Genomic DNA, 18993 nt, shown 5'->3' with positions numbered 1-18993 from the left:
ATAGAAGGAGCGTAAATGATGAACAATCAAAACGAACAACATTATAGAAATCAGTTTAAATTTCAACGCAATTTTATTAATTTCCCATTTTTAGGATTCGCGTTGATAATTGCTTTATTAAACATTATCTACCCCGATATTAATGTAATGATGACATTATTTGGTTTGTTTTTCCTATATAATGGAGGGATATTATTTGTTGCATTTATTAAACATTATAAACGCGTAATGGTTTTAGCTGTCATATTAACGCTACTATCTCTAGCATTATTTGGAATGACAATGTATTTATACGCTAAAGCAAACAATTTACTGTAGTACCAAAAAAGTACATGAACTAAATAATCAGGAGGCAATACATGGAGCAATGGATTACACATTTTATGGAGCAATATGGCTATTGGGGGATTGCATTTCTGATATTTTTGGAGAATATCTTTCCGCCTATACCATCAGAAGTTATATTAACCTTTGGTGGTTTTATGACCACACAAGCTAACTTAGGTTTTGTTGGTGTCGCGTTAACATCTACAGTGGGATCCGTTGTTGGGGCTATTGCACTCTATGGTATCGGTGCTTGGATAGGTGAACGCAATTTATATAAAATTGTAGCCCGTTATGGCAAAGTAATACGCGTAAAAGAAAGTGACTTGGATAAAACAATTCAGTGGTTTGAACAATACGGTTATTGGACTATATTTTTCTGTCGTTTCGTCCCCCTTTTAAGAAGTTTGATTTCAATACCAGCAGGCTTAACGCGTATGAATATGCCATTATTTTTATTATTTACTACTATTGGTACGTTGATTTGGAATGTAGTATTAATCTATTTAGGACAAACTGTTGGCAGTAACTGGAAAGCAATCGTGCATTACATGGATATTTATTCTAAAATTATTTATATTGTACTTATTATTTTGATTATTTTTATTATTTGGAAATGGGTAAAGCGTCAAAGAAAATATAAGAAAAAGTAATGATAAGCTCAAAGAAATTGAATGCACCTTTTGACTCTTATTGTGTAATTATTCCACGTGCTAGATGTTATAATGATGTATAAATCGAATGCTGAAAGGGATGACATTATGACAAAGCGAAAAATTTCAATTATAGGCGCCGGCAATACGGGCTCAACGTTAGCGTTTCTTATTGCCGAACGTGAATTAGCAGATGTAGTATTGATTGATCAGCCTAAGAATGAAGGGCAAGTCAAAGGTAAAGCTTTAGATATACTAGAAAGTAGTCCTATTTATGGTTTTGATGTAAATGTATTTGGATCAGTAGCTTATTCGGATATAAAAGATTCTGACATCGTTGTTATTACTGCGGGGGTACCACGTAAACCCGGGATGAGTAGAGATGATTTAGTCAAAATTAATGAAAAAGTAATGGAAGAAGTCACAACAGAAATTATTAAATATGCGCCTGACTGTAAAATTGTGGTTCTTACAAACCCAGTTGATGCGATGACGTATACAGTTTTGAAAACATCAGGGTTTTCTAAAAATCGTGTAATAGGGCAGTCTGGCGTTCTAGATACTGCAAGATATCAAACATTTATTGCACAAGCTTTAAGTGTGTCCGTTAAAGATATTAAAGGTTTAGTATTGGGTGGGCATGGAGACACGATGGTTCCACTTGTAAAAGCTACAAATGTTAATGGCGTTCCATTGACTGACCTTTTAGATGAAAGTGTGATTAATGAGATTGTCGAACGCACTCGAAAAGGTGGTGCTGAAATTGTCGAATTACTAGGCACAGGTTCAGCATATTATGCACCTGCCTCAGCGGTATATAGCATGTTGGAAGCTATTTTAAAAGACCAACAGCGTTTACTACCAACCATTGCACTTTTAAATGGTGAATATGGTTTTTCAGATATTTGTTTGGGTGTCCCTGCAATATTAGGAAAAAATGGTATAGAGCATGTACTAGAGCTGACACTTTCAGATGAAGAACAAAACCAGTTACAAACTTCTGCAAATGCTGTACAAGAAGTAAAACAGTCTCTTAAAAATGTATAAGTTTAGCAATCGGATCAATGGTTAATGGGTTAGTGAAGCATTAAAAAGATTGATATTCCGTTCATATAAAACCCCACAGAATGATGAATAAACATTTCTGCGGGGTTTAGTTTATATTATTTTTTCAATTGTCTCTAATTACATTCTGAAAATACATATATATACAGCAACATATTCAAAGAAAGTGAAGATATACATATATTTTAACTTCAGTTTTTCTTGAATAGAGACATGCCAATTAGGGTGACGGCGTTCGTAGTAAAACAATTGTAGATAAAATAAACCTACGCCCAATGGCAAACACATGAGCAAAATACTTTTAGTATAGGAAAACCCTATGTCATGAAGTAAATGCCCAATGATTAACTGAAATACGATGAGTACAATAATTAATATTAAAAGATTGATGGTCATTTTGCACTTCGTACTCCTTTCGCAAACGCATAAATCAATATTTGTAGTAATACGAGTAATGTTATAAAAAGTAAAGCATCGAGGTTTAAGTTATTTGTTACTTCTCTAAATATCCTAAGAGGTTCGTTGATAAGGTAAACAGAGTGTAAACGTAAAAAACGTCCGATGTATATACCAAAACCATTGAGCATCATCATGATTAATATTAATATTCTGTTAAACCAATGAGCACTAGTAAAGTGCTCTATTTCTATAAACATTAAAATTAATAAATATAATGCAAGCAACACGCCTGAAATTAGAAATGTAAAATACATCCATTCAACGATGACTAAACCTTGGTAAAAATTGAAAGTAAATTGATTTAAATGTATTAAATCTGTCACCATGTACAACGTATTAGGAACCATGAATAAAAATATGAGTATAAAGACAATGAATAATGGCCATTCATATTTATATTTAGGTTTAAATAAATTTAAAAGTAAGCACAGTTCAAACGGTATATATGCTAGAAAAAGATTCAATGTCATAAATTGATAAAAATGATTAAAGAAAATAGAAATAATCATTAATATTAGGAATACTGTCCTAGCAATGTAACGGGGGGCCATACTTACACCTACTTTCTTTTTAAATTTATATAAGTGGAATAGGGTAATAATCTAGTTTTATAACCAGAATTTGTTGTTTGTTCAGATATTCACCACTTATACCATATGAGCGTTTAAGCCTTTTATAGTCAATGTTACAAACCATATGAAAACAAAAATTCCCATAAAAGCGCATTGCTCAAGGGAATATGAACACAAAATTTTGAATATGGATATTTATAATACAAGTTCACCTGATAAATTTCAATTATAAACATAGTCTATATGTAATGAAAACGGTTATAATGAAAAGGAGTGAATCAGAAAGCAAAGCATTTAGTTTGGTTTCTTATGATTACTCCCTTTGCATAGGATGACTATATTGCTAAAACTACTAAATAGATGTATTTTTGAAGCCTTATGAAGTGCTAATTTGTCATAAATATTTATATAGTGATGTTTGTATAAACGAGAATAGTTTTTTTACCTCTTAATGCACAAACAGCTATAAATCTAGTAAATTCAAACCGATATGTTCATCGTGTTTACGATTGATATCGAGATTTGTCATTGTAATAACAATTTCTGCCGTGGCAGAAACGACTGCTTTTGTTAAATGACCACTTAAAGTTTCATATTTATCGGTGCCAAATGTTGCATGTAAATGCGCGAATGGCTTTTCGTCTATATGAGAAATATTACCTAACAAGCTAATTAACTCTAAAGGCGCTTTAATTTCTTTTTTCTCATATGACTTAGTTTCTAAATTATAGAAATTTAATTCTACATCATCACAGGCACCTACGCCACTCACTGTGCCAAACTTACCATTTTGTTCACGCGCAATATCCGTCACTGCGTCGACAATATCTTCCCCTTGTTCTAACACTAATACAATTGTTTTGCCATCAACTTGATATACCATTTTGAAACCTCCATTCAAATGATTAACTTTAATTACATTATACAAATAATTATTTATAAGATGTATAATATTGTTTATGAAGTTGAATTTTTCTATTGTGTTTCTATTAGAAAATGTTATAGAATGTTCTAATATTATGCATTCCTCGAATAAGATAACGTAAAACAAAAACAATTTAAAATCTACGAAAGAATGGAGTGAAAAGCGTGAACAAACAATTTTATATTTTATATTTTAATATATTTTTAGTCTTTTTAGGTATAGGTTTGGTTGTACCAGTACTACCAGTATATTTAAAGGATTTAGGTTTAAAAGGTAGTGACTTAGGTATTCTTGTTGCGGTTTTCGCACTAGCGCAAATGATTATTTCGCCTTTTGGTGGTACGCTTGCAGATAAATTAGGGAAAAAATTAATTATTTGTATCGGTCTCGCACTTTTTGCTATTTCAGAATTTTTATTTGCAGCGAGTTACACATTTCCACTATTAATCGTTTCCAGAATTTTAGGTGGTTTCAGTGCTGGTATGGTTATGCCAGGGGTTACTGGTATGATTGCAGATATTTCTTTAGGAAAAGACAAAGCAAAGAATTTTGGTTATATGTCAGCCATTATTAATTCTGGTTTCATTTTAGGTCCTGGTCTAGGTGGTTTACTAGCTGAATTTTCACATAGATTACCATTCTATGTAGCAGGTACAAGTGGTGTGATTGCACTCATATTATCAGTTACATTAATTAAAAATCCTAAACATGAGACACAAGATGGCTTTACTCAATATCAACCGGAATTACTTTCTAAAATAAATTGGAAAGTGTTTCTTACTCCGGTCATTTTGACGCTCGTATTAGCGTTTGGTTTGTCAGCGTTTGAAACGTTATTCCCATTATATACAGCGGACAAGGCACATTATTCACCTATAGATATTTCACTTGCAATTACAGGTGGAGGTATCTTTGGGGCACTCTTCCAAGTGTTTTTCTTTGATAAGTTTATGAAATATTTTGAAGAGCTTACATTTATTACGTATGCTTTGCTTTATTCTGCTATAATATTACTCGCATTGACATTGATGCATAGTTACTGGTCAATTATGGTCATTAGCTTTGTTGTATTTATAGGTTTTGATATGATTCGACCAGCTATTACAAATTATTTTTCTAATATAGCTGGCAACCGACAAGGATTTGCTGGTGGGCTAAACTCTACATTTACAAGTATGGGAAATTTCATCGGTCCTTTAGTCGCGGGTAGTTTATATGATGTGAACTTTGAATTTCCATTATATATGGCAATATTAGTAATGTTTATAGGTATGATAGTAATATTTGTTGAAAAAATAATTCAAAAGAGGACAAAAAAGTCTTAACTGGATATAACTTAACATTGTGAAAGTTTTTGATAACGAATAAAATGTATGGGTCAGTCTAAAAGTATTTAAATAAGAGTTGGAAATATCTTTTAAAATGATAATTACAATTTATTTGAAATTGTGTGGTATTGATAACGTAAAGAGGGAGCGGGCAGCAGTCTTTAAAAAAAGATGGCTATCCGCTTCTTCTTATATGTGATAGACAAATATGATTGACGTGTTTGTCTCTTTAATTAATACAAATTCCCTTGTTAGAAAACAGCACTAAATATGACACGTATGTTTAAGATTAATTGCACATATAATATTTATGTTACAGAAGTTACAATTGTTTTAAATTGCGGTCTATATAAGTTTTTTGTTAAATATATGTGCTAATATGAAATTGTTATTAATAAAGAGAGAATGAATTAAGGGGATAAACTTGAAAAATTTACTATTGGCGATATTGGCTTTTCTGCTTTCGTGTTGTTTCATATTTTTATTGGTATTAGTTACTAACCAGCAAGCACTTGCTAAAGTACATGAGACAATCTCGAGTTACTCTGAAACAAATAAAGCGATTCAATCCAAAACGAAAGATAACAACGCTCACTCAGATGCAAAGGGAGAAAAGAAAAAAGAAAAGCCATATAATGCAAAAAATCATGTACCAATTGCATCATCAGCGACACATCATTTGAAAGATAAAACCTCTGGGGAAACTAATTTGCCTCAGTTTACAGCAGCTTTAAGTAAAGCTCAAACTATTGTGAATGATGATAACCATTCTGAAAATAAATATAATGATTACGGGATAGATCGTACATGTCAAGGAGCATTTTACTATGTATTTACATTTAAAAATCAGAAAAAACCAAATACATATTATAGAGTTACTGTAGACCAAAATAACCATGCAAGAATATTTGATAACAGCTATCGCGTTCAAGATAACCCGGATTTAAATAAACCACGTATTTCACCACATGAATCAGAAGTCATAGCACAAAAATATGCAAAAGATGCACTAGGTAACTATGCTACTTTGAAACAAGTCCAAGCGTCTAAACAAGGTATGTCTTATACATTTTATAATTCGACTGCTAACAAAGAGTATAAAGTTACTGTAAATAAAGTAGGCGATGTCATACGTCAACCTGCTTTGAATAAGTGATAAATAAAAACATTCAGCTTCCTGACTTTATTGAAGTTGAATGTTTTTATTTTTGGAAAAATGTATAAAGTTAAATGTATCAATGGTATGATTATATTAACATTAAAGACATTTTATATTCTAAAAAAATATATAACAATAACTAATTTGAATTGAAAAGGATGAATGTTTTGAAAAAAATAAAAAAAGCAATTATACCTGCAGCTGGGTTAGGTACAAGATTTCTTCCAGCAACTAAAGCTATGCCAAAAGAAATGTTACCAATCTTAGATAAGCCAACGATTCAATACATAGTTGAAGAAGCCGCTCGTGCTGGCATTGAAGATATTATTATCGTAACTGGAAAACATAAACGTGCAATTGAAGATCATTTTGATAATCAAAAAGAATTGGAAATGATATTACAAGAAAAAGAAAAAACAGATTTATTAGAAAAAGTGAATTATTCTACAGAGTTAGCTAATATTTTTTATGTTAGACAAAAAGAGCAAAAAGGACTAGGGCATGCTATTTATTCAGCTCGCCAATTTATTGGAAACGATCCTTTTGCGGTACTATTAGGTGACGATATTGTAGAGTCTGAAAATCCGGCTATTAAACAATTAATGAATACCTATGAAGAAACTGGTAAGTCTGTCATCGGAGTTCAAGAGGTAGATGAAAATGAAACGCATCGATATGGTATTATTGATCCGTTAGAAAAAACAGGTCGAAGATACGAAGTAAATCAATTTGTTGAAAAGCCCAAACAAGGCACTGCACCTTCTAATTTAGCGATTATGGGACGTTACGTATTAACACCTGATATTTTTGATTATTTGGCGAACCAAGACAAGGGCGCCGGTGGTGAAATTCAACTCACTGATGCAATTGAAAGACTAAATAAAGATAGCCAAGTATACGCGTATGATTTTGAAGGTAATCGTTATGATGTGGGAGAGAAGCTAGGTTTTGTTAAAACAACAATAGAATTTGCTTTAAAAGATAAAGAAATGAACGAAGCATTAACACGTTTTATTAAACAACTGAATTTGGATGATTAAGTTATAAACATTTAAGCGGTGGAGATAATAATTTATTTGTTAAACATCGCACATCTTGAAGTGTTACGAGGTGTAGAAATGAAGCAAAAGAAGACCAACGCAATGCGCATATTAGATCGTCAAAAAACCAATTATAATGTGAATACTTATGAAGTTACAGATCAACATATGGACGGTACTGAGGTAGCAAATAAAGTAGGCATCGAAGATAAGTTTGTATATAAGACGCTTGTTTTAGAAAATAGTAACCATGATCACTTTGTTTTTGTTATTCCTGTAAATGCTACGTTAGATATGAAAGCAGCAGCTTATGCTGTAAACGAAAAGAAATTACATTTAATGCCGCTAGATGACTTGAAGAAAGTGACAGGATATATTAGAGGCGGTTGTTCACCAATAGGCATGAAAAGACAATTCCTAACAGTGATTGACCAACAAGCAACGTTCTTAAATTCAATTTATGTTAGCGGTGGGGAACGCGGTGTGCAAATTGAAATGGCAGTAGATGATTTAATTGATACCACTCATGCTAAAGTAACAGAAGTTATTCATAATTAAAAAAAGTAGTATAAAATGTATCATCACGAAACGGTAAACTTGCCATTTCGTGATTTTTTATGCGCACAAATAAAATACTTAACCTCATATTTTGCCTCATATGTTAATCGCTAAAGCTTAATGCGTTTTATTACCAATTTTGTATATGATTTACATTTCATTTAATAAAAAAAGGGACGGTTTATGTAAAAAGATATAAATGATGAAATATGCACCCTTTTTTTGACTGTTTTTGACTGTTTTTGATAAAAAATGATTGAAATAAGAAAGCGTAACCATTATAATGATGATGGAATGAGGTGAAGAGATGATTACGGAAAAACGTCATGAACTCATATTGACTGAATTGTCAAAAAAGGATTTTTTAACGTTGCAAGAATTAATAGAGCGTACAGGTTGTAGTGCTTCAACGATTCGTCGAGATTTATCGAAATTACAAAAAATCGGGAAATTAAAAAGAGTACATGGAGGCGCAACACTTAATCAATCATCTCTTTTAGAACCCAATTTAGCTGATAAGCGTGCTACAAATTTAAAAGAAAAACAAGAAATAGGACGATTAGCTGCTCTGGAAATAGAAGATAACGAGTGCATCTTTTTAGATGCTGGCTCGACGACACTAGAGATGATTCCTTATATAAAGGCGCAAAATATTGTGGTTGTTACAAGCGGCTTAACTCATGTTGAAGAGTTAATTAAGTATGGTATTAGAACATTTATTTTAGGTGGAGAAATTAAAGCGACGACGTTTGCGACAGTAGGCGCAAGTGCTCTAGAAACATTGAAACGATACCGATTTGATAAAGTCTTTATTGGAATGAATGGCATAGATACGAAGTATGGTTTAACAACACCAGACGAACAAGAAGCAATTATTAAAAAATATGCGATACAGTTAGGCGCAGAAGCCTACTTATTAGCTGATCATGATAAATACGACAAGGTATATTTTGCGCATGTCCCAATCGAAGATGAAATTACAATCGTTACTTCTAAAAAAGTAAGAGAGAGTGGGATTTTTGAAAAATTTGCGGACAACTATAAATTTATTGGAGGCACACGATGATCTACACAGTAACTTTTAATCCTTCTATTGATTACATTATGTTTACTAATGATTTTGAGTTAGATGGATTAAATAGAGCGACAGAAACATATAAATTTGCAGGAGGCAAGGGCATCAACGTTTCAAGGGTGTTACAAACATTAAATGTGTCATCGACAGCGCTTGGCTTCGCAGGTGGTTTTCCAGGTCAATTCATTATAGAAACAATGAAAAAAGCGGGAATCTATACTGATTTTATTCAAGTTGATGAAGATACACGTATTAATGTGAAACTAAAAACTGGTAGCGAAACTGAAATAAATGCACCGGGACCAAGTATTTCAGAAACACAATTTACAGCATTACTTACACAACTTCGAAATACTGCTAAGGAAGACACAGTGATAGTAGCAGGTAGTATACCAAAGAGCGTACCAACAGATGCATATGAACAAATTGCAAAAATCACCAAACAAACAGGTGCGCAATTAGTTGTAGATGCTGAAAAAGATTTAGTAGAACCTGTATTAAAATATAATCCATTATTTATTAAACCAAATAAAGATGAATTAGAAGTCATGTTTGACACAACGATAAAATCAGATGAAGATGTCATCATTTACGCACGAGAAATTTTAAAAATGGGCGCTGCATCAGTCATTGTTTCACTTGGTGGTGAAGGCGCTGTGTACGTAGACCATACGCATAACTTAAAAGCGACAGTCCCAAATGGCAAAGTTGTGAACACGGTTGGCTCTGGTGATAGTACAGTAGCGGGTATGGTTGCTGGCCTTGAAGCAGGTCTTTCTATTGAAGCATCGTTTAAACAAGCAGTGTCTGCGGGAACAGCAACTGCATTTAATGATGATTTAGCAACAAATAAGGCAATTGAAGCTATTAAAAATCAAGTGACAATTACGACACTAAATGGGAGTGAATAAGATGAGAATTACTGAGTTATTAACAAAAGATACGATAGCTATGGATCTTTCTTCAACAGACAAAAATGGCGTAATAGACGAATTAGTTAATCAACTAGATAAAGCGGATAAATTAAATGATGTTTCAACTTTTAAAGAAGCGATATATAACCGCGAATCTCAAAGTACGACTGGTATCGGAGAGGGCATTGCCATCCCTCACGCTAAAGTTGCTGCAGTAGATACGCCTGCTATTGCCTTTGGTAAATCTAAAGAAGGAGTAGATTATCAAAGTTTAGACATGCAACCAGCACATCTATTCTTTATGATTGCAGCACCAGAAGGTGGCGCACAAACACATTTAGACGCATTAGCCAAATTATCAGGTATTTTAATGGATGATAAAGTACGTGAAGATTTACTTCATGCAACGTCTCCTGAATCGGTATTACAAATTATTGATAAAGCTGATGATGAAGCAACAGAAGAAGAGGAAGCAGAAGAAGTAAATAATACAGACGCTGAAAGTGCAGCTGATACAAATGAACCATATATATTAGCAGTTACAGCTTGTCCAACAGGGATTGCCCACACATACATGGCACGCGATGCTTTGAAAAAACAAGCTGATAAAATGGGTGTTAAAATTAAAGTAGAAACGAACGGTTCTGGAGGAATAAAGAACCATCTTACGAATGAAGATATCGAACGCGCTAACGGCGTGATTGTAGCGGCAGACGTACACGTCGAAACAGCTCGATTTAATGGTAAAAATGTAGTAGAAGTACCAGTTGCTGATGGCATTAAGCGACCAGAAGAGCTAATTAACATGGCGCAAGATACTTCTCGTAAACCATTTGTTGCGAGCAGTGAGTCAAGTAGTAAACAGTCAGAAAGTAATGAAAAACAAGGTATCGGTAAAACAATATATAAACACTTAATGAATGGTGTTTCTAATATGTTACCACTTGTTATTGCTGGTGGTATTTTAATGGCTATTGTGTTCTTGTTTGGTGCAAATGCATTTGATCCAAAAAGTTCAGAATATAATGCCTTTGCGGAACAATTGTGGAATATAGGGAATAAGAGTGCCTTTGCGTTAATTATACCAATATTAGCTGGATATATTGCACGTAGTATTGCGGACAAACCAGGCTTCGCAGCTGGTCTTGTTGGTGGTATGATTGCTGTTTCGGGCGATTCAGGGTTTATTGGTGGTATCCTTGCAGGTTTCTTAGCAGGTTACTTAACACAAGGTATTAAGAAAGTAGCCAGTGGGTTACCTCAATCATTAGAAGGTTTGAAACCGACATTGATTTTCCCGGTATTCTCAGTTTCAATCACTGGTTTACTCATGATTTATGTATTAAATCCGCCGGCATCATGGTTAAATAATTTATTACTAAATGGTTTACAAAGTTTATCAGGAACGAACATTATGTTATTAGGCTTAGTCATTGGTGCCATGATGGCAATTGATATGGGTGGTCCATTCAACAAAGCAGCATATGTATTTGCAACAGCTGCATTGACTGAAGGCAACGCAGCGCCAATAACTGCTGCAATGATAGGTGGAATGGTTCCGCCAATTGCCATCGCTACTGCAATGGTTATCTTCCGTAAGAAATTCACAAGAGAACAGAGAGGTTCTGTTGTACCAAACTACGTTATGGGGCTATCATTTATTACTGAAGGTGCTATCCCATTTGCAGCAGCAGACCCTATCAGAGTGATTCCATCAATGATGGTTGGCTCAGGTATTGGCGGAGCGATTGCTTTAGGGTTAGGTTCAGCGATTCAAGCACCACATGGTGGTATTTTTGTCATCATCGGAACAGACTTTAGCCATGTGCTACAATCACTCATCGCTATTGTGATAGGCGCGATTATAAGTGCAATTATTTATGGTTTATTAAAACCAAAGTTAACTGAAGAAGAAATTCAAGCATCAGAAGCTATGAATGATTAAAAATAGATTGATGTATGTTATAAAGCCAGAAGAGACTCATTATTGAGTGATCTTCTGGCTTTTTGCGCCGTCATTTTATGAATTAAAAACTTTTGAATATAATAAAAGTGATGAATTTGGTAAAATAAAATAAAAGTTATACAATCATATTTGAGCGTAAAATCATTGAAAAGAAGGTAGAACAAATGACTGAATATGTAATTGAAAATGGGCGAATATATACGGAAGAAGAAATCATCGAACGTGGATATATTATTATTAAATCCGGTAAAATCGCTGGTGTAGGTATAGGGGATTATGAAGGTGAGTTACAAACTATCGATGCACAAGGACATCACATCTTACCTGGCTTTATTGACATTCATATGCATGGGGGTTATGGAGAAGATGCGATGGATGCTTCGTTGGAGGGCTTGAAACATTTATCTGAATCATTATTGTCTGAAGGAACTACCAGTTTCTTAGCAACGACTATGACGCAATCAGATGATAATATTACGCGTGCACTTGAAAATATTGTTGCATACCAAGCACAACACGATGCGTTAAATGCGGCAGATATTGTGGGTATACATCTGGAAGGGCCATTTATTTCTGAACATAAAGTGGGTGCACAAAATCCAGGCTATGTACAAAGACCTTCAGTAGAAAAAATAAATTATTTTCAAAATGTAGCGAATCATCAAATTAAGGTGATGACATTTGCACCTGAAGTTGCTGGCGCACAAGAGACGCTAGCAGCTTTTCATGATGACATTATCTTTTCAATCGGACACACGGTAGCAACATTTGATGAGAGTAATGAAGCGGCTGAAAATGGAGCAAAACATGTAACGCACTTATATAATGCAGGAACGCCATTTGAACATAGGGAACCGGGATTATTTGGCGCAGCTTGGCTTAATGATAAATTAAGCACTGAAGTTATCGTGGATGGCATCCACTCCCACCCAGCAGCTGTAAAAATTGCTTATAAGCAAAAAGGTAATAAACAATTTTACTTGATTACAGACGCTATGCGAGCGAAAGGTATGCCTGATGGCGAGTATGATTTAGGCGGTCAAAATGTCATTGTAAAAGGTTCAGAAGCTCGTTTAGCCTCAGGGGCATTAGCAGGGAGTATTTTGAAAATGAACAACGGTCTCTACAATCTTATGCAATTTACAGGAGATACGTTGGATAACCTATGGCCTGTTACCAGTTTAAACCAAGCAGTAGCTTTAAAAATAGACAACGAAAAAGGCAGTCTGAAGGTTGGCAAAGATGCAGATATTGTCATAGTTAACGATGATATTGAAGTGCTAACAACAATTAAACAAGGTGAGATTCATAAATTTAATTAGTTATAATAACCAAACGATTAAAAAGAATGAAGCCTATTTAGTACGTCTGAAATATAAATCAGAAAGTTGACTTAAAAGTGAATTTGCGTTTAAATGGTAAATTAGGTGAATATAAAATTTTAATTATTATAAATGACTTTCAATACAAATATTATGATAAAATAAAAGTAATGCGTGTTTTTAGGGAGGTGTTACAATGGGAAGGATTTAGCCTATAAAACAATAATCAACAATCATGTAAGATTTGATAAGCAGTCACCTATTGTGACACAAAATTTGGAGGTGAATCCCTAGAAATAGGGAACTAATTGGAAACAGTGACCATAATGAATTTAGTAATATTCTTTTTCTTAATAGCATTAACTACTGTCTTTGTAGGGTCGGAATTTGCTTTAGTGAAAGTACGTACCACAAGGATTGAACAACTTGCTACAGAGGGCAATGGTAATGCACGCATTGTAAAAAAAATGATTAAAAACCTAGACTATTATTTATCCGCATGTCAATTGGGGATTACCGTGACATCTTTAGGTTTAGGTTGGTTAGGAGAACCAACATTTAATAAGTTATTGCATCCACTATTTGAAGTAATCCATTTACCTGATGCATTAACGACGACGATATCATTTATTGTAGCATTTATTATTGTGACTTATTTACATGTGGTTCTTGGTGAATTAGCACCGAAAACACTTGCAATTCAATATACTGAAAAGTTGGCGCTTGTGTATGCAAGACCGCTATATTATTTTGGACTTATCATGAAACCATTAATTTGGTTAATGAACGGTTCAGCAAGAATGATTATTCGCATGTTTGGCGTAGATCCAGATGCTAATAATGATGCTATGTCAGAAGAAGAAATAAAAATTATTATAAACAATAGTTATAACGGCGGCGAAATTAACCAAACAGAATTAGCATATATGCAAAATATTTTTTCGTTTGACGAAAGACATGCTAAAGATATCATGGTTCCTCGTACGCAAATGGTTACATTGAATGAACCATTTAACGTTGATGAATTATTAGAAACGATTAAAGAACATCAATTTACACGTTACCCGATTACTGAAGATGGGGATAAAGACCACGTCAAAGGGTTTATTAATGTAAAAGAATTTTTAACAGAGTATGCTTCTGGGAAACCGATGAAAGCAAGTAATTATATTCATGATCTACCAATGATTTCTGAAACAACAAGGATAAGCGATGCACTTATAAGAATGCAGCGTGAACACGTCCATATTAGTTTAATTATAGATGAATATGGGGGAACAGCTGGTATTCTAACAATGGAAGACATACTAGAAGAAATTGTTGGTGAAATTCGTGACGAATTTGATGATGACGAAGTGAACGACGTTTTAAGATTAAGCGACAATAAGTATCAAATTAATGGTAGGGTCTTATTAGATGACTTGAATGACCAATTTGGTATTGAATTTGAAGATTCTGAAGATATCGACACTATCGGTGGCTGGCTACAAGCGCATAATACGAATTTACAGCCTAATGATTACGTAGATACACAATATGATCGCTGGGTCATATCAGAAGTAGATAATCATCAAATTATCAACGTGATTTTAGAATTTGAATATCATGAAACACGTCCAACATTGGAAGATGAAGAAGACGAAGAAGATGACGATAACTAAGGCGTGATATATGATCCCAAGCCATTTTCTTACTAAAATTTAGTTTATTGAGCATAAATGAGATTTGGTAGGTTGATGACGCATTTTTGTGTGAGCTAAAAAATAGATGTTTAGTTACCTTAACAGTAGTTGGCATAAAATCAATATTCAAATCCACCTATGGTATTGTCACTAGATAACTAAAATAAAAGCAAGCTTTTATCGCTATAATCATTCTAATTATAACGGGATAATGAAATCTTTAAAGCATCATAGATTTCTATCCCGCTTTTTTATATCTAAAATTTAGAAAGTATACATTTATTAATTTAAATATTAAAATAATAATGATACTTAAATTAATAAAGAGAGGGATTGTTTCTATGTTAGCCGATACATATTATTTAAATAATGGTTATCCAATGCCGAAAGTTGGTTTGGGTGTTTATAAAATCACTGAAGAAGAAATGGAAAAAGCGGTCAATGCTGCATTAGAATCAGGTTATCGTGCGTTTGATACAGCCTACTTTTATAAAAATGAAATAGCATTAGGAAATGCTTTAAAAAAAGCAGATATACCTCGTTCTGATTTATTCATTACATCTAAAATCTGGAATGATTACCAAGGATATGATAAAACAATAGAGTTTTTCACTAAATCAATAGAAAATTTAGGCACGGATTATTTAGATTTATTCTTAATACATTGGCCATGTGAAGCAGATAATTTGTTTATAGAAACCTATAAAGCAATGGAAAAACTATATAAAGAAGGACGTATTCGTGCAATTGGTGTTTGTAATTTTAAACAACATCATTTAGAGACATTAATGGCTGAAACTGAAATCACACCAGCTGTAAACCAAATCGAGGTACACCCTTACTTTAGCCAACACGAGTTGCAAGCTTATTGTGACGATAACGATATTGCTGTAACAGCTTGGATGCCATTAATGAGAAATCAAGGATTGTTGGATCATCCAGTGATAACTGACATCGCAAATCGATACGGTAAGACACCTGCACAAGTTGTTTTACGTTGGCATTTAGCACATAATCGCTTGATAATTCCTAAATCAAAAACACCAGAACGTATTAAGGAAAATTATGATATTTTTGATTTCACTTTAGAATTAAGGGATATTGCTGAGATAGATAATTTAAATCGAAATGACCGTCAAGGTAAAGACCCAGATAAGGTACGTATTGGTGACTTAAAATAATACCTTCATGCAGTATCACTTTGGGCGGATAGGCCACTTATTACAGGTTATAAGCGTCTCATTACAGTAATTAAGTATAGCTATATCTATTCATATTAAATATGTTGAAAACTTATTATATTCTTGTTAAAGGACAGGGGAGAAAATCAATTTAGTAACTTTTGATTTCTTTCCTGTTTTTTAGATTAAAGTTATAAAGGGTTTTATTTTCAATCGTTTGCAATAGTTGATAAACTTAATGGACAAAGTTACAACTTTTTACAAAAAATATATAGAACAATATTTAAGTTTAATGATTTATTACTGTATTAAGAAAATTTGTAATTCAAACAGTGACAATTCCTAATTATAAAAGCAGTTTAGTTAACAACAATTTGCAATATTTGTTAAACAATTAAGTTTCATTAATGAATATTAAGGTAATATAAAGATTGCGTAAATCTAAATAATAAGAATGGCAAAATAACTGTGAATATTGATAAAGTGAAATTGAAGTCATTGAAATGAAGGTGTTTAATATGGATATAAGAATAATAGTGCCATGTTATAATGAAGGTGAAGTAATATTAAAAACGTATGACAGATTAACAGAAATCTTAACGGAAGACAGTCTCAACCGTCAGTATAACTACGAATTATTATTTATAGATGACGGTAGTCACGATAAAACAATCAATTATATTCAAGAAATGGCGACACATGACAATCATGTGAAATATATTTCATTCAGTAGAAATTTTGGTAAGGAATCCGCAATGATTGCTGGTTTTCAACACAGTGTCAATTGTGATGCTGTAGTGATGATTGACGCTGATTTACAACACCCCCCTGAGTTGATCCCCCAAATGGTTGACAGTTATTTAGATGGTTACGATCAAGTTGTGGCTAAACGTGATAGAACAGGTGAAAAACGTTCAAGAAAATGGCTAACTAAAGTGTATTACAAAGTGATTAATCATCTTGTTGAAGACATAAAATTAGAAGACGGCATTGGTGATTTTAGGTTGCTCAGCCAACGTGCAATTCATTCATTGACAGAGTTAAATGAATACAATCGTTTTTCAAAAGGATTGTTCGAATGGATTGGTTATAACACTAAGGTATTCACTTATGAAAATGTTGAAAGAGAAGACGGAAAATCGAAATGGTCATTTGGTAAATTATTGAATTATGGTATTGATGGTCTCATTTCATTTAACAATAAACCATTACGTGCCATGATTTATTTAGGGCTTGTTGTTTTCTTTGTGAGCTTACTCTATATTGTCTTTAGTTTTGGAAGCATTATGATTAATGGTGTTAAAACACCAGGTTACTTTTCAACGATTGCAGCGATTTTATTACTCGGCGGTATCCAACTCATTTCAATAGGTATTGTTGGAGAGTATATTGGTAGAATTTATTACGAAGTCAAACAACGTCCAAAATATATTGTGCAAGTTTCTAATTTGGATCCTAAAAATAAAACAAAGCAATCTGAATCTAAATTGCAAATGTCAGATTATACAATTAAAGATAACCAAAATAATGTGAACAGCGCAGCATCTTTATATACACCGTCGCGTAAAGCAACTTCTGATAAAGATAAACCACTTGTAAAACACAGATAAAAATAACCTCAGATTAAGCTTGGTTTCGCTTAATCTGGGGTTATTTAAATATGATATATTATTTTTTGCGCAATTTACCTAATATAAATGATAAGAGCGCTACAAGGATAATCGTTCCGATAAGCGCAGGGAATATCGCAATGCCACCTAAGTGCCAACCCCAATCGCCTAAAATCCAAGAACCCAGTGCAGAGCCTACAACACCAGCAATGATATTACCGATAATGCCACCGGGGATATCTTTACCTAAGATGCCACCAGCAATCCAACCGATTAAACCACCGACGATTAACATAAGGATAAATCCAAACATGATATACCTCCTCTATAATTTATTTAACTATTATTACATACCACAAAATATAATTTGTTAATCATTTTTGTGAAAAAAATATATTCTGCCATAATAAAAAAAGTATAAATAACAAATGTACAATAATAAAGGCATACCAATACGGTGTTAATAAAGTCATGATAGTAAAAGATAATATAATACATATTTGTCCAATCGTGATAGGCCGGCGAATACGATTTAATACTTTAATTTGTTCTTTTTCATGTGTTTGGAAAGTACTATAGAACAACAAAGTTGCGCCTATAATAAAAATGGCCGGTGCTAAATATGGAATAGACATATAGTAAGAATCGTTACTTGTATCGTATGAAAGGATTAAAGATGTACTCATGATAATTGATAAAATGAAACCAATCAATTTTTGATCAGTAATCACATATACTTTGATCTTTTTATTTAAATACAATTGTAGCATTGTCCAAATAATCAATTGAACACAAGTATAAAATGTTATGTAATCATATTTGCCCACAATAACTAAATTGATCATAGCATTTATAGTTATTGCTAAAAGTATAGAGCTGAACTTAAGTTGTTTGAAATTCTGACGATATAAATCAATACCTAGAATGATTAATACCGTAGCTATATTTATGATTATATTTATTAGCATGTTGCTCTCCTAACCTAGATACTTCACTGCAACATTATATCAAGTAAGTTTAATTTAATCATTTAATAACAGTTGATATTTTATAATTTATGAAATAAAAACGAGTCAACCTGTAAAAGGTTATTAATTTAAATCATTATACATATACAGTGACTATTGTTCCTAAGTCTATTGATTCAAATGAAAAAACGG

19 protein-coding genes are annotated in these 18993 nt (G+C 33.0%); 14 read left to right on the top strand and 5 right to left on the bottom strand.

All coding sequences use genetic code 11. The features are described from left to right. The first annotated feature begins 18 nt into the window (after nucleotides 1-18). From KA894_RS06115 to mdh, 3 genes are all read left to right on the top strand, one after another. Nucleotides 19-318, top strand: coding sequence for a hypothetical protein (locus KA894_RS06115; RefSeq protein WP_096810743.1), 300 nt, complete (start codon nucleotides 19-21; stop codon nucleotides 316-318). A gap of 41 nt (nucleotides 319-359) precedes the next feature. Next, on the top strand, nucleotides 360-977 hold the full coding sequence (locus KA894_RS06110) for a DedA family protein (RefSeq protein WP_096810742.1): 618 nt from the start codon (nucleotides 360-362) through the stop codon (nucleotides 975-977). Nucleotides 978-1085: 108 nt separating this feature from the next. Then, on the top strand, nucleotides 1086-2024 hold the full coding sequence (gene mdh / locus KA894_RS06105) for a malate dehydrogenase (protein ID WP_096810741.1): 939 nt from the start codon (nucleotides 1086-1088) through the stop codon (nucleotides 2022-2024). Between the two features lie 138 nt (nucleotides 2025-2162). Here the strand turns inward: mdh and KA894_RS14695 are convergent, their stop codons facing one another. From KA894_RS14695 to KA894_RS06095, 3 genes are all read right to left on the bottom strand, one after another. Next, a complete protein-coding gene (locus KA894_RS14695) occupies nucleotides 2163-2438 on the bottom strand; it encodes a hypothetical protein (RefSeq protein WP_096810740.1) in 276 nt (91 codons plus the stop codon). Beyond that, the gene (locus tag KA894_RS06100; RefSeq protein ID WP_096810739.1) at nucleotides 2435-3052 is read right to left on the bottom strand and encodes a DUF1361 domain-containing protein; all 618 of its coding nucleotides are present in this window, start codon (nucleotides 3050-3052) and stop codon (nucleotides 2435-2437) included. Before KA894_RS06100 ends, KA894_RS14695 begins: the two co-directional genes overlap by 4 nt. Before the next feature lie 484 nt (nucleotides 3053-3536). Beyond that, nucleotides 3537-3956, bottom strand: coding sequence for a PPC domain-containing DNA-binding protein (locus KA894_RS06095; RefSeq protein ID WP_096810738.1), 420 nt, complete (start codon nucleotides 3954-3956; stop codon nucleotides 3537-3539). A 206-nt stretch (nucleotides 3957-4162) separates the two neighbouring features. Here KA894_RS06095 and norA point away from each other — a divergent pair, with 206 nt between their 5' ends. The 11 genes from norA (at nucleotide 4163) to KA894_RS06040 (ending at nucleotide 17833) form a co-directional block, all read left to right on the top strand. Beyond that, nucleotides 4163-5323 (top strand): multidrug efflux MFS transporter NorA, encoded by a 1161-nt coding sequence (norA, locus tag KA894_RS06090; RefSeq protein WP_096810737.1) that lies wholly within the window; start codon nucleotides 4163-4165, stop codon nucleotides 5321-5323. A gap of 427 nt (nucleotides 5324-5750) precedes the next feature. Next, nucleotides 5751-6482, top strand: a complete 732-nt coding sequence (locus tag KA894_RS06085; protein WP_096810736.1) for a hypothetical protein — start codon at nucleotides 5751-5753, stop codon at nucleotides 6480-6482. A 170-nt stretch (nucleotides 6483-6652) separates the two neighbouring features. After that, nucleotides 6653-7525, top strand: coding sequence for a UTP--glucose-1-phosphate uridylyltransferase GalU (galU, locus tag KA894_RS06080; RefSeq protein WP_119488176.1), 873 nt, complete (start codon nucleotides 6653-6655; stop codon nucleotides 7523-7525). A 78-nt stretch (nucleotides 7526-7603) separates the two neighbouring features. Further along, the gene (ybaK, locus tag KA894_RS06075) at nucleotides 7604-8083 is read left to right on the top strand and encodes a Cys-tRNA(Pro) deacylase (protein WP_103373443.1); all 480 of its coding nucleotides are present in this window, start codon (nucleotides 7604-7606) and stop codon (nucleotides 8081-8083) included. 307 nt (nucleotides 8084-8390) lie between these two features. Then, complete coding sequence (locus KA894_RS06070) at nucleotides 8391-9149, top strand: DeoR/GlpR family DNA-binding transcription regulator (RefSeq protein ID WP_096810734.1); 759 nt, start codon at nucleotides 8391-8393, stop codon at nucleotides 9147-9149. Continuing rightward, nucleotides 9146-10069 (top strand): 1-phosphofructokinase, encoded by a 924-nt coding sequence (gene pfkB, locus KA894_RS06065; RefSeq protein ID WP_096810733.1) that lies wholly within the window; start codon nucleotides 9146-9148, stop codon nucleotides 10067-10069. Before KA894_RS06070 ends, pfkB begins: the two co-directional genes overlap by 4 nt. Nucleotide 10070: 1 nt before the next feature. Next, nucleotides 10071-12017, top strand: coding sequence for a PTS fructose transporter subunit IIABC (locus tag KA894_RS06060; RefSeq protein ID WP_107644059.1), 1947 nt, complete (start codon nucleotides 10071-10073; stop codon nucleotides 12015-12017). Between the two features lie 185 nt (nucleotides 12018-12202). After that, nucleotides 12203-13360, top strand: a complete 1158-nt coding sequence (gene nagA, locus KA894_RS06055; RefSeq protein WP_096810731.1) for an N-acetylglucosamine-6-phosphate deacetylase — start codon at nucleotides 12203-12205, stop codon at nucleotides 13358-13360. A gap of 308 nt (nucleotides 13361-13668) precedes the next feature. Beyond that, a complete protein-coding gene (locus KA894_RS06050; RefSeq protein ID WP_103373439.1) occupies nucleotides 13669-15021 on the top strand; it encodes a hemolysin family protein in 1353 nt (450 codons plus the stop codon). Between the two features lie 362 nt (nucleotides 15022-15383). Further along, nucleotides 15384-16223, top strand: coding sequence for an aldo/keto reductase (locus KA894_RS06045; RefSeq protein WP_103373652.1), 840 nt, complete (start codon nucleotides 15384-15386; stop codon nucleotides 16221-16223). 518 nt (nucleotides 16224-16741) lie between these two features. Then, entirely contained in the window at nucleotides 16742-17833 is a 1092-nt protein-coding gene (locus tag KA894_RS06040) for a glycosyltransferase family 2 protein (RefSeq protein WP_103373651.1), read from the top strand. A 58-nt stretch (nucleotides 17834-17891) separates the two neighbouring features. On the opposite strand, the gene KA894_RS06035 is transcribed toward KA894_RS06040, so the two are convergent. After that, entirely contained in the window at nucleotides 17892-18146 is a 255-nt protein-coding gene (locus KA894_RS06035) for a GlsB/YeaQ/YmgE family stress response membrane protein (RefSeq protein ID WP_096810727.1), read from the bottom strand. A 61-nt stretch (nucleotides 18147-18207) separates the two neighbouring features. Next, nucleotides 18208-18801, bottom strand: coding sequence for a hypothetical protein (locus KA894_RS06030; protein ID WP_096810726.1), 594 nt, complete (start codon nucleotides 18799-18801; stop codon nucleotides 18208-18210). Between the last annotated feature and the right edge of the window lie 192 nt (nucleotides 18802-18993).

This window comes from Staphylococcus sp. GDY8P131P (assembly GCF_017891975.1).
Classification (GTDB): Bacteria; Bacillota; Bacilli; order Staphylococcales; family Staphylococcaceae; genus Staphylococcus; species Staphylococcus nepalensis.
The sequence above is the reverse complement of the archived record's forward strand: the minus strand, read 5'-3'. Positions and strand labels throughout refer to the sequence as shown.

Excerpts from the sequence above, each read along its gene's own strand:
- mdh (WP_096810741.1), top strand. The coding sequence starts at position 1,086 with ATGACAAAGCGAAAAATTTCAATTATAGGCGCCGGCAATACGGGCTCA.
- ybaK (WP_103373443.1), top strand. The coding sequence starts at position 7,604 with ATGAAGCAAAAGAAGACCAACGCAATGCGCATATTAGATCGTCAAAAA.
- KA894_RS06110 (WP_096810742.1), top strand. The coding sequence starts at position 360 with ATGGAGCAATGGATTACACATTTTATGGAGCAATATGGCTATTGGGGG.
- nagA (WP_096810731.1), top strand. The coding sequence starts at position 12,203 with ATGACTGAATATGTAATTGAAAATGGGCGAATATATACGGAAGAAGAA.
- KA894_RS06115 (WP_096810743.1), top strand. The coding sequence starts at position 19 with ATGAACAATCAAAACGAACAACATTATAGAAATCAGTTTAAATTTCAA.
- KA894_RS06030 (WP_096810726.1), bottom strand. The coding sequence starts at position 18,801 with ATGCTAATAAATATAATCATAAATATAGCTACGGTATTAATCATTCTA.
- KA894_RS06100 (WP_096810739.1), bottom strand. The coding sequence starts at position 3,052 with ATGGCCCCCCGTTACATTGCTAGGACAGTATTCCTAATATTAATGATT.
- KA894_RS06045 (WP_103373652.1), top strand. The coding sequence starts at position 15,384 with ATGTTAGCCGATACATATTATTTAAATAATGGTTATCCAATGCCGAAA.
- KA894_RS06070 (WP_096810734.1), top strand. The coding sequence starts at position 8,391 with ATGATTACGGAAAAACGTCATGAACTCATATTGACTGAATTGTCAAAA.
- KA894_RS06035 (WP_096810727.1), bottom strand. The coding sequence starts at position 18,146 with ATGTTTGGATTTATCCTTATGTTAATCGTCGGTGGTTTAATCGGTTGG.
- KA894_RS06040 (WP_103373651.1), top strand. The coding sequence starts at position 16,742 with ATGGATATAAGAATAATAGTGCCATGTTATAATGAAGGTGAAGTAATA.
- pfkB (WP_096810733.1), top strand. The coding sequence starts at position 9,146 with ATGATCTACACAGTAACTTTTAATCCTTCTATTGATTACATTATGTTT.
- KA894_RS06095 (WP_096810738.1), bottom strand. The coding sequence starts at position 3,956 with ATGGTATATCAAGTTGATGGCAAAACAATTGTATTAGTGTTAGAACAA.
- KA894_RS06060 (WP_107644059.1), top strand. The coding sequence starts at position 10,071 with ATGAGAATTACTGAGTTATTAACAAAAGATACGATAGCTATGGATCTT.
- KA894_RS14695 (WP_096810740.1), bottom strand. The coding sequence starts at position 2,438 with ATGACCATCAATCTTTTAATATTAATTATTGTACTCATCGTATTTCAG.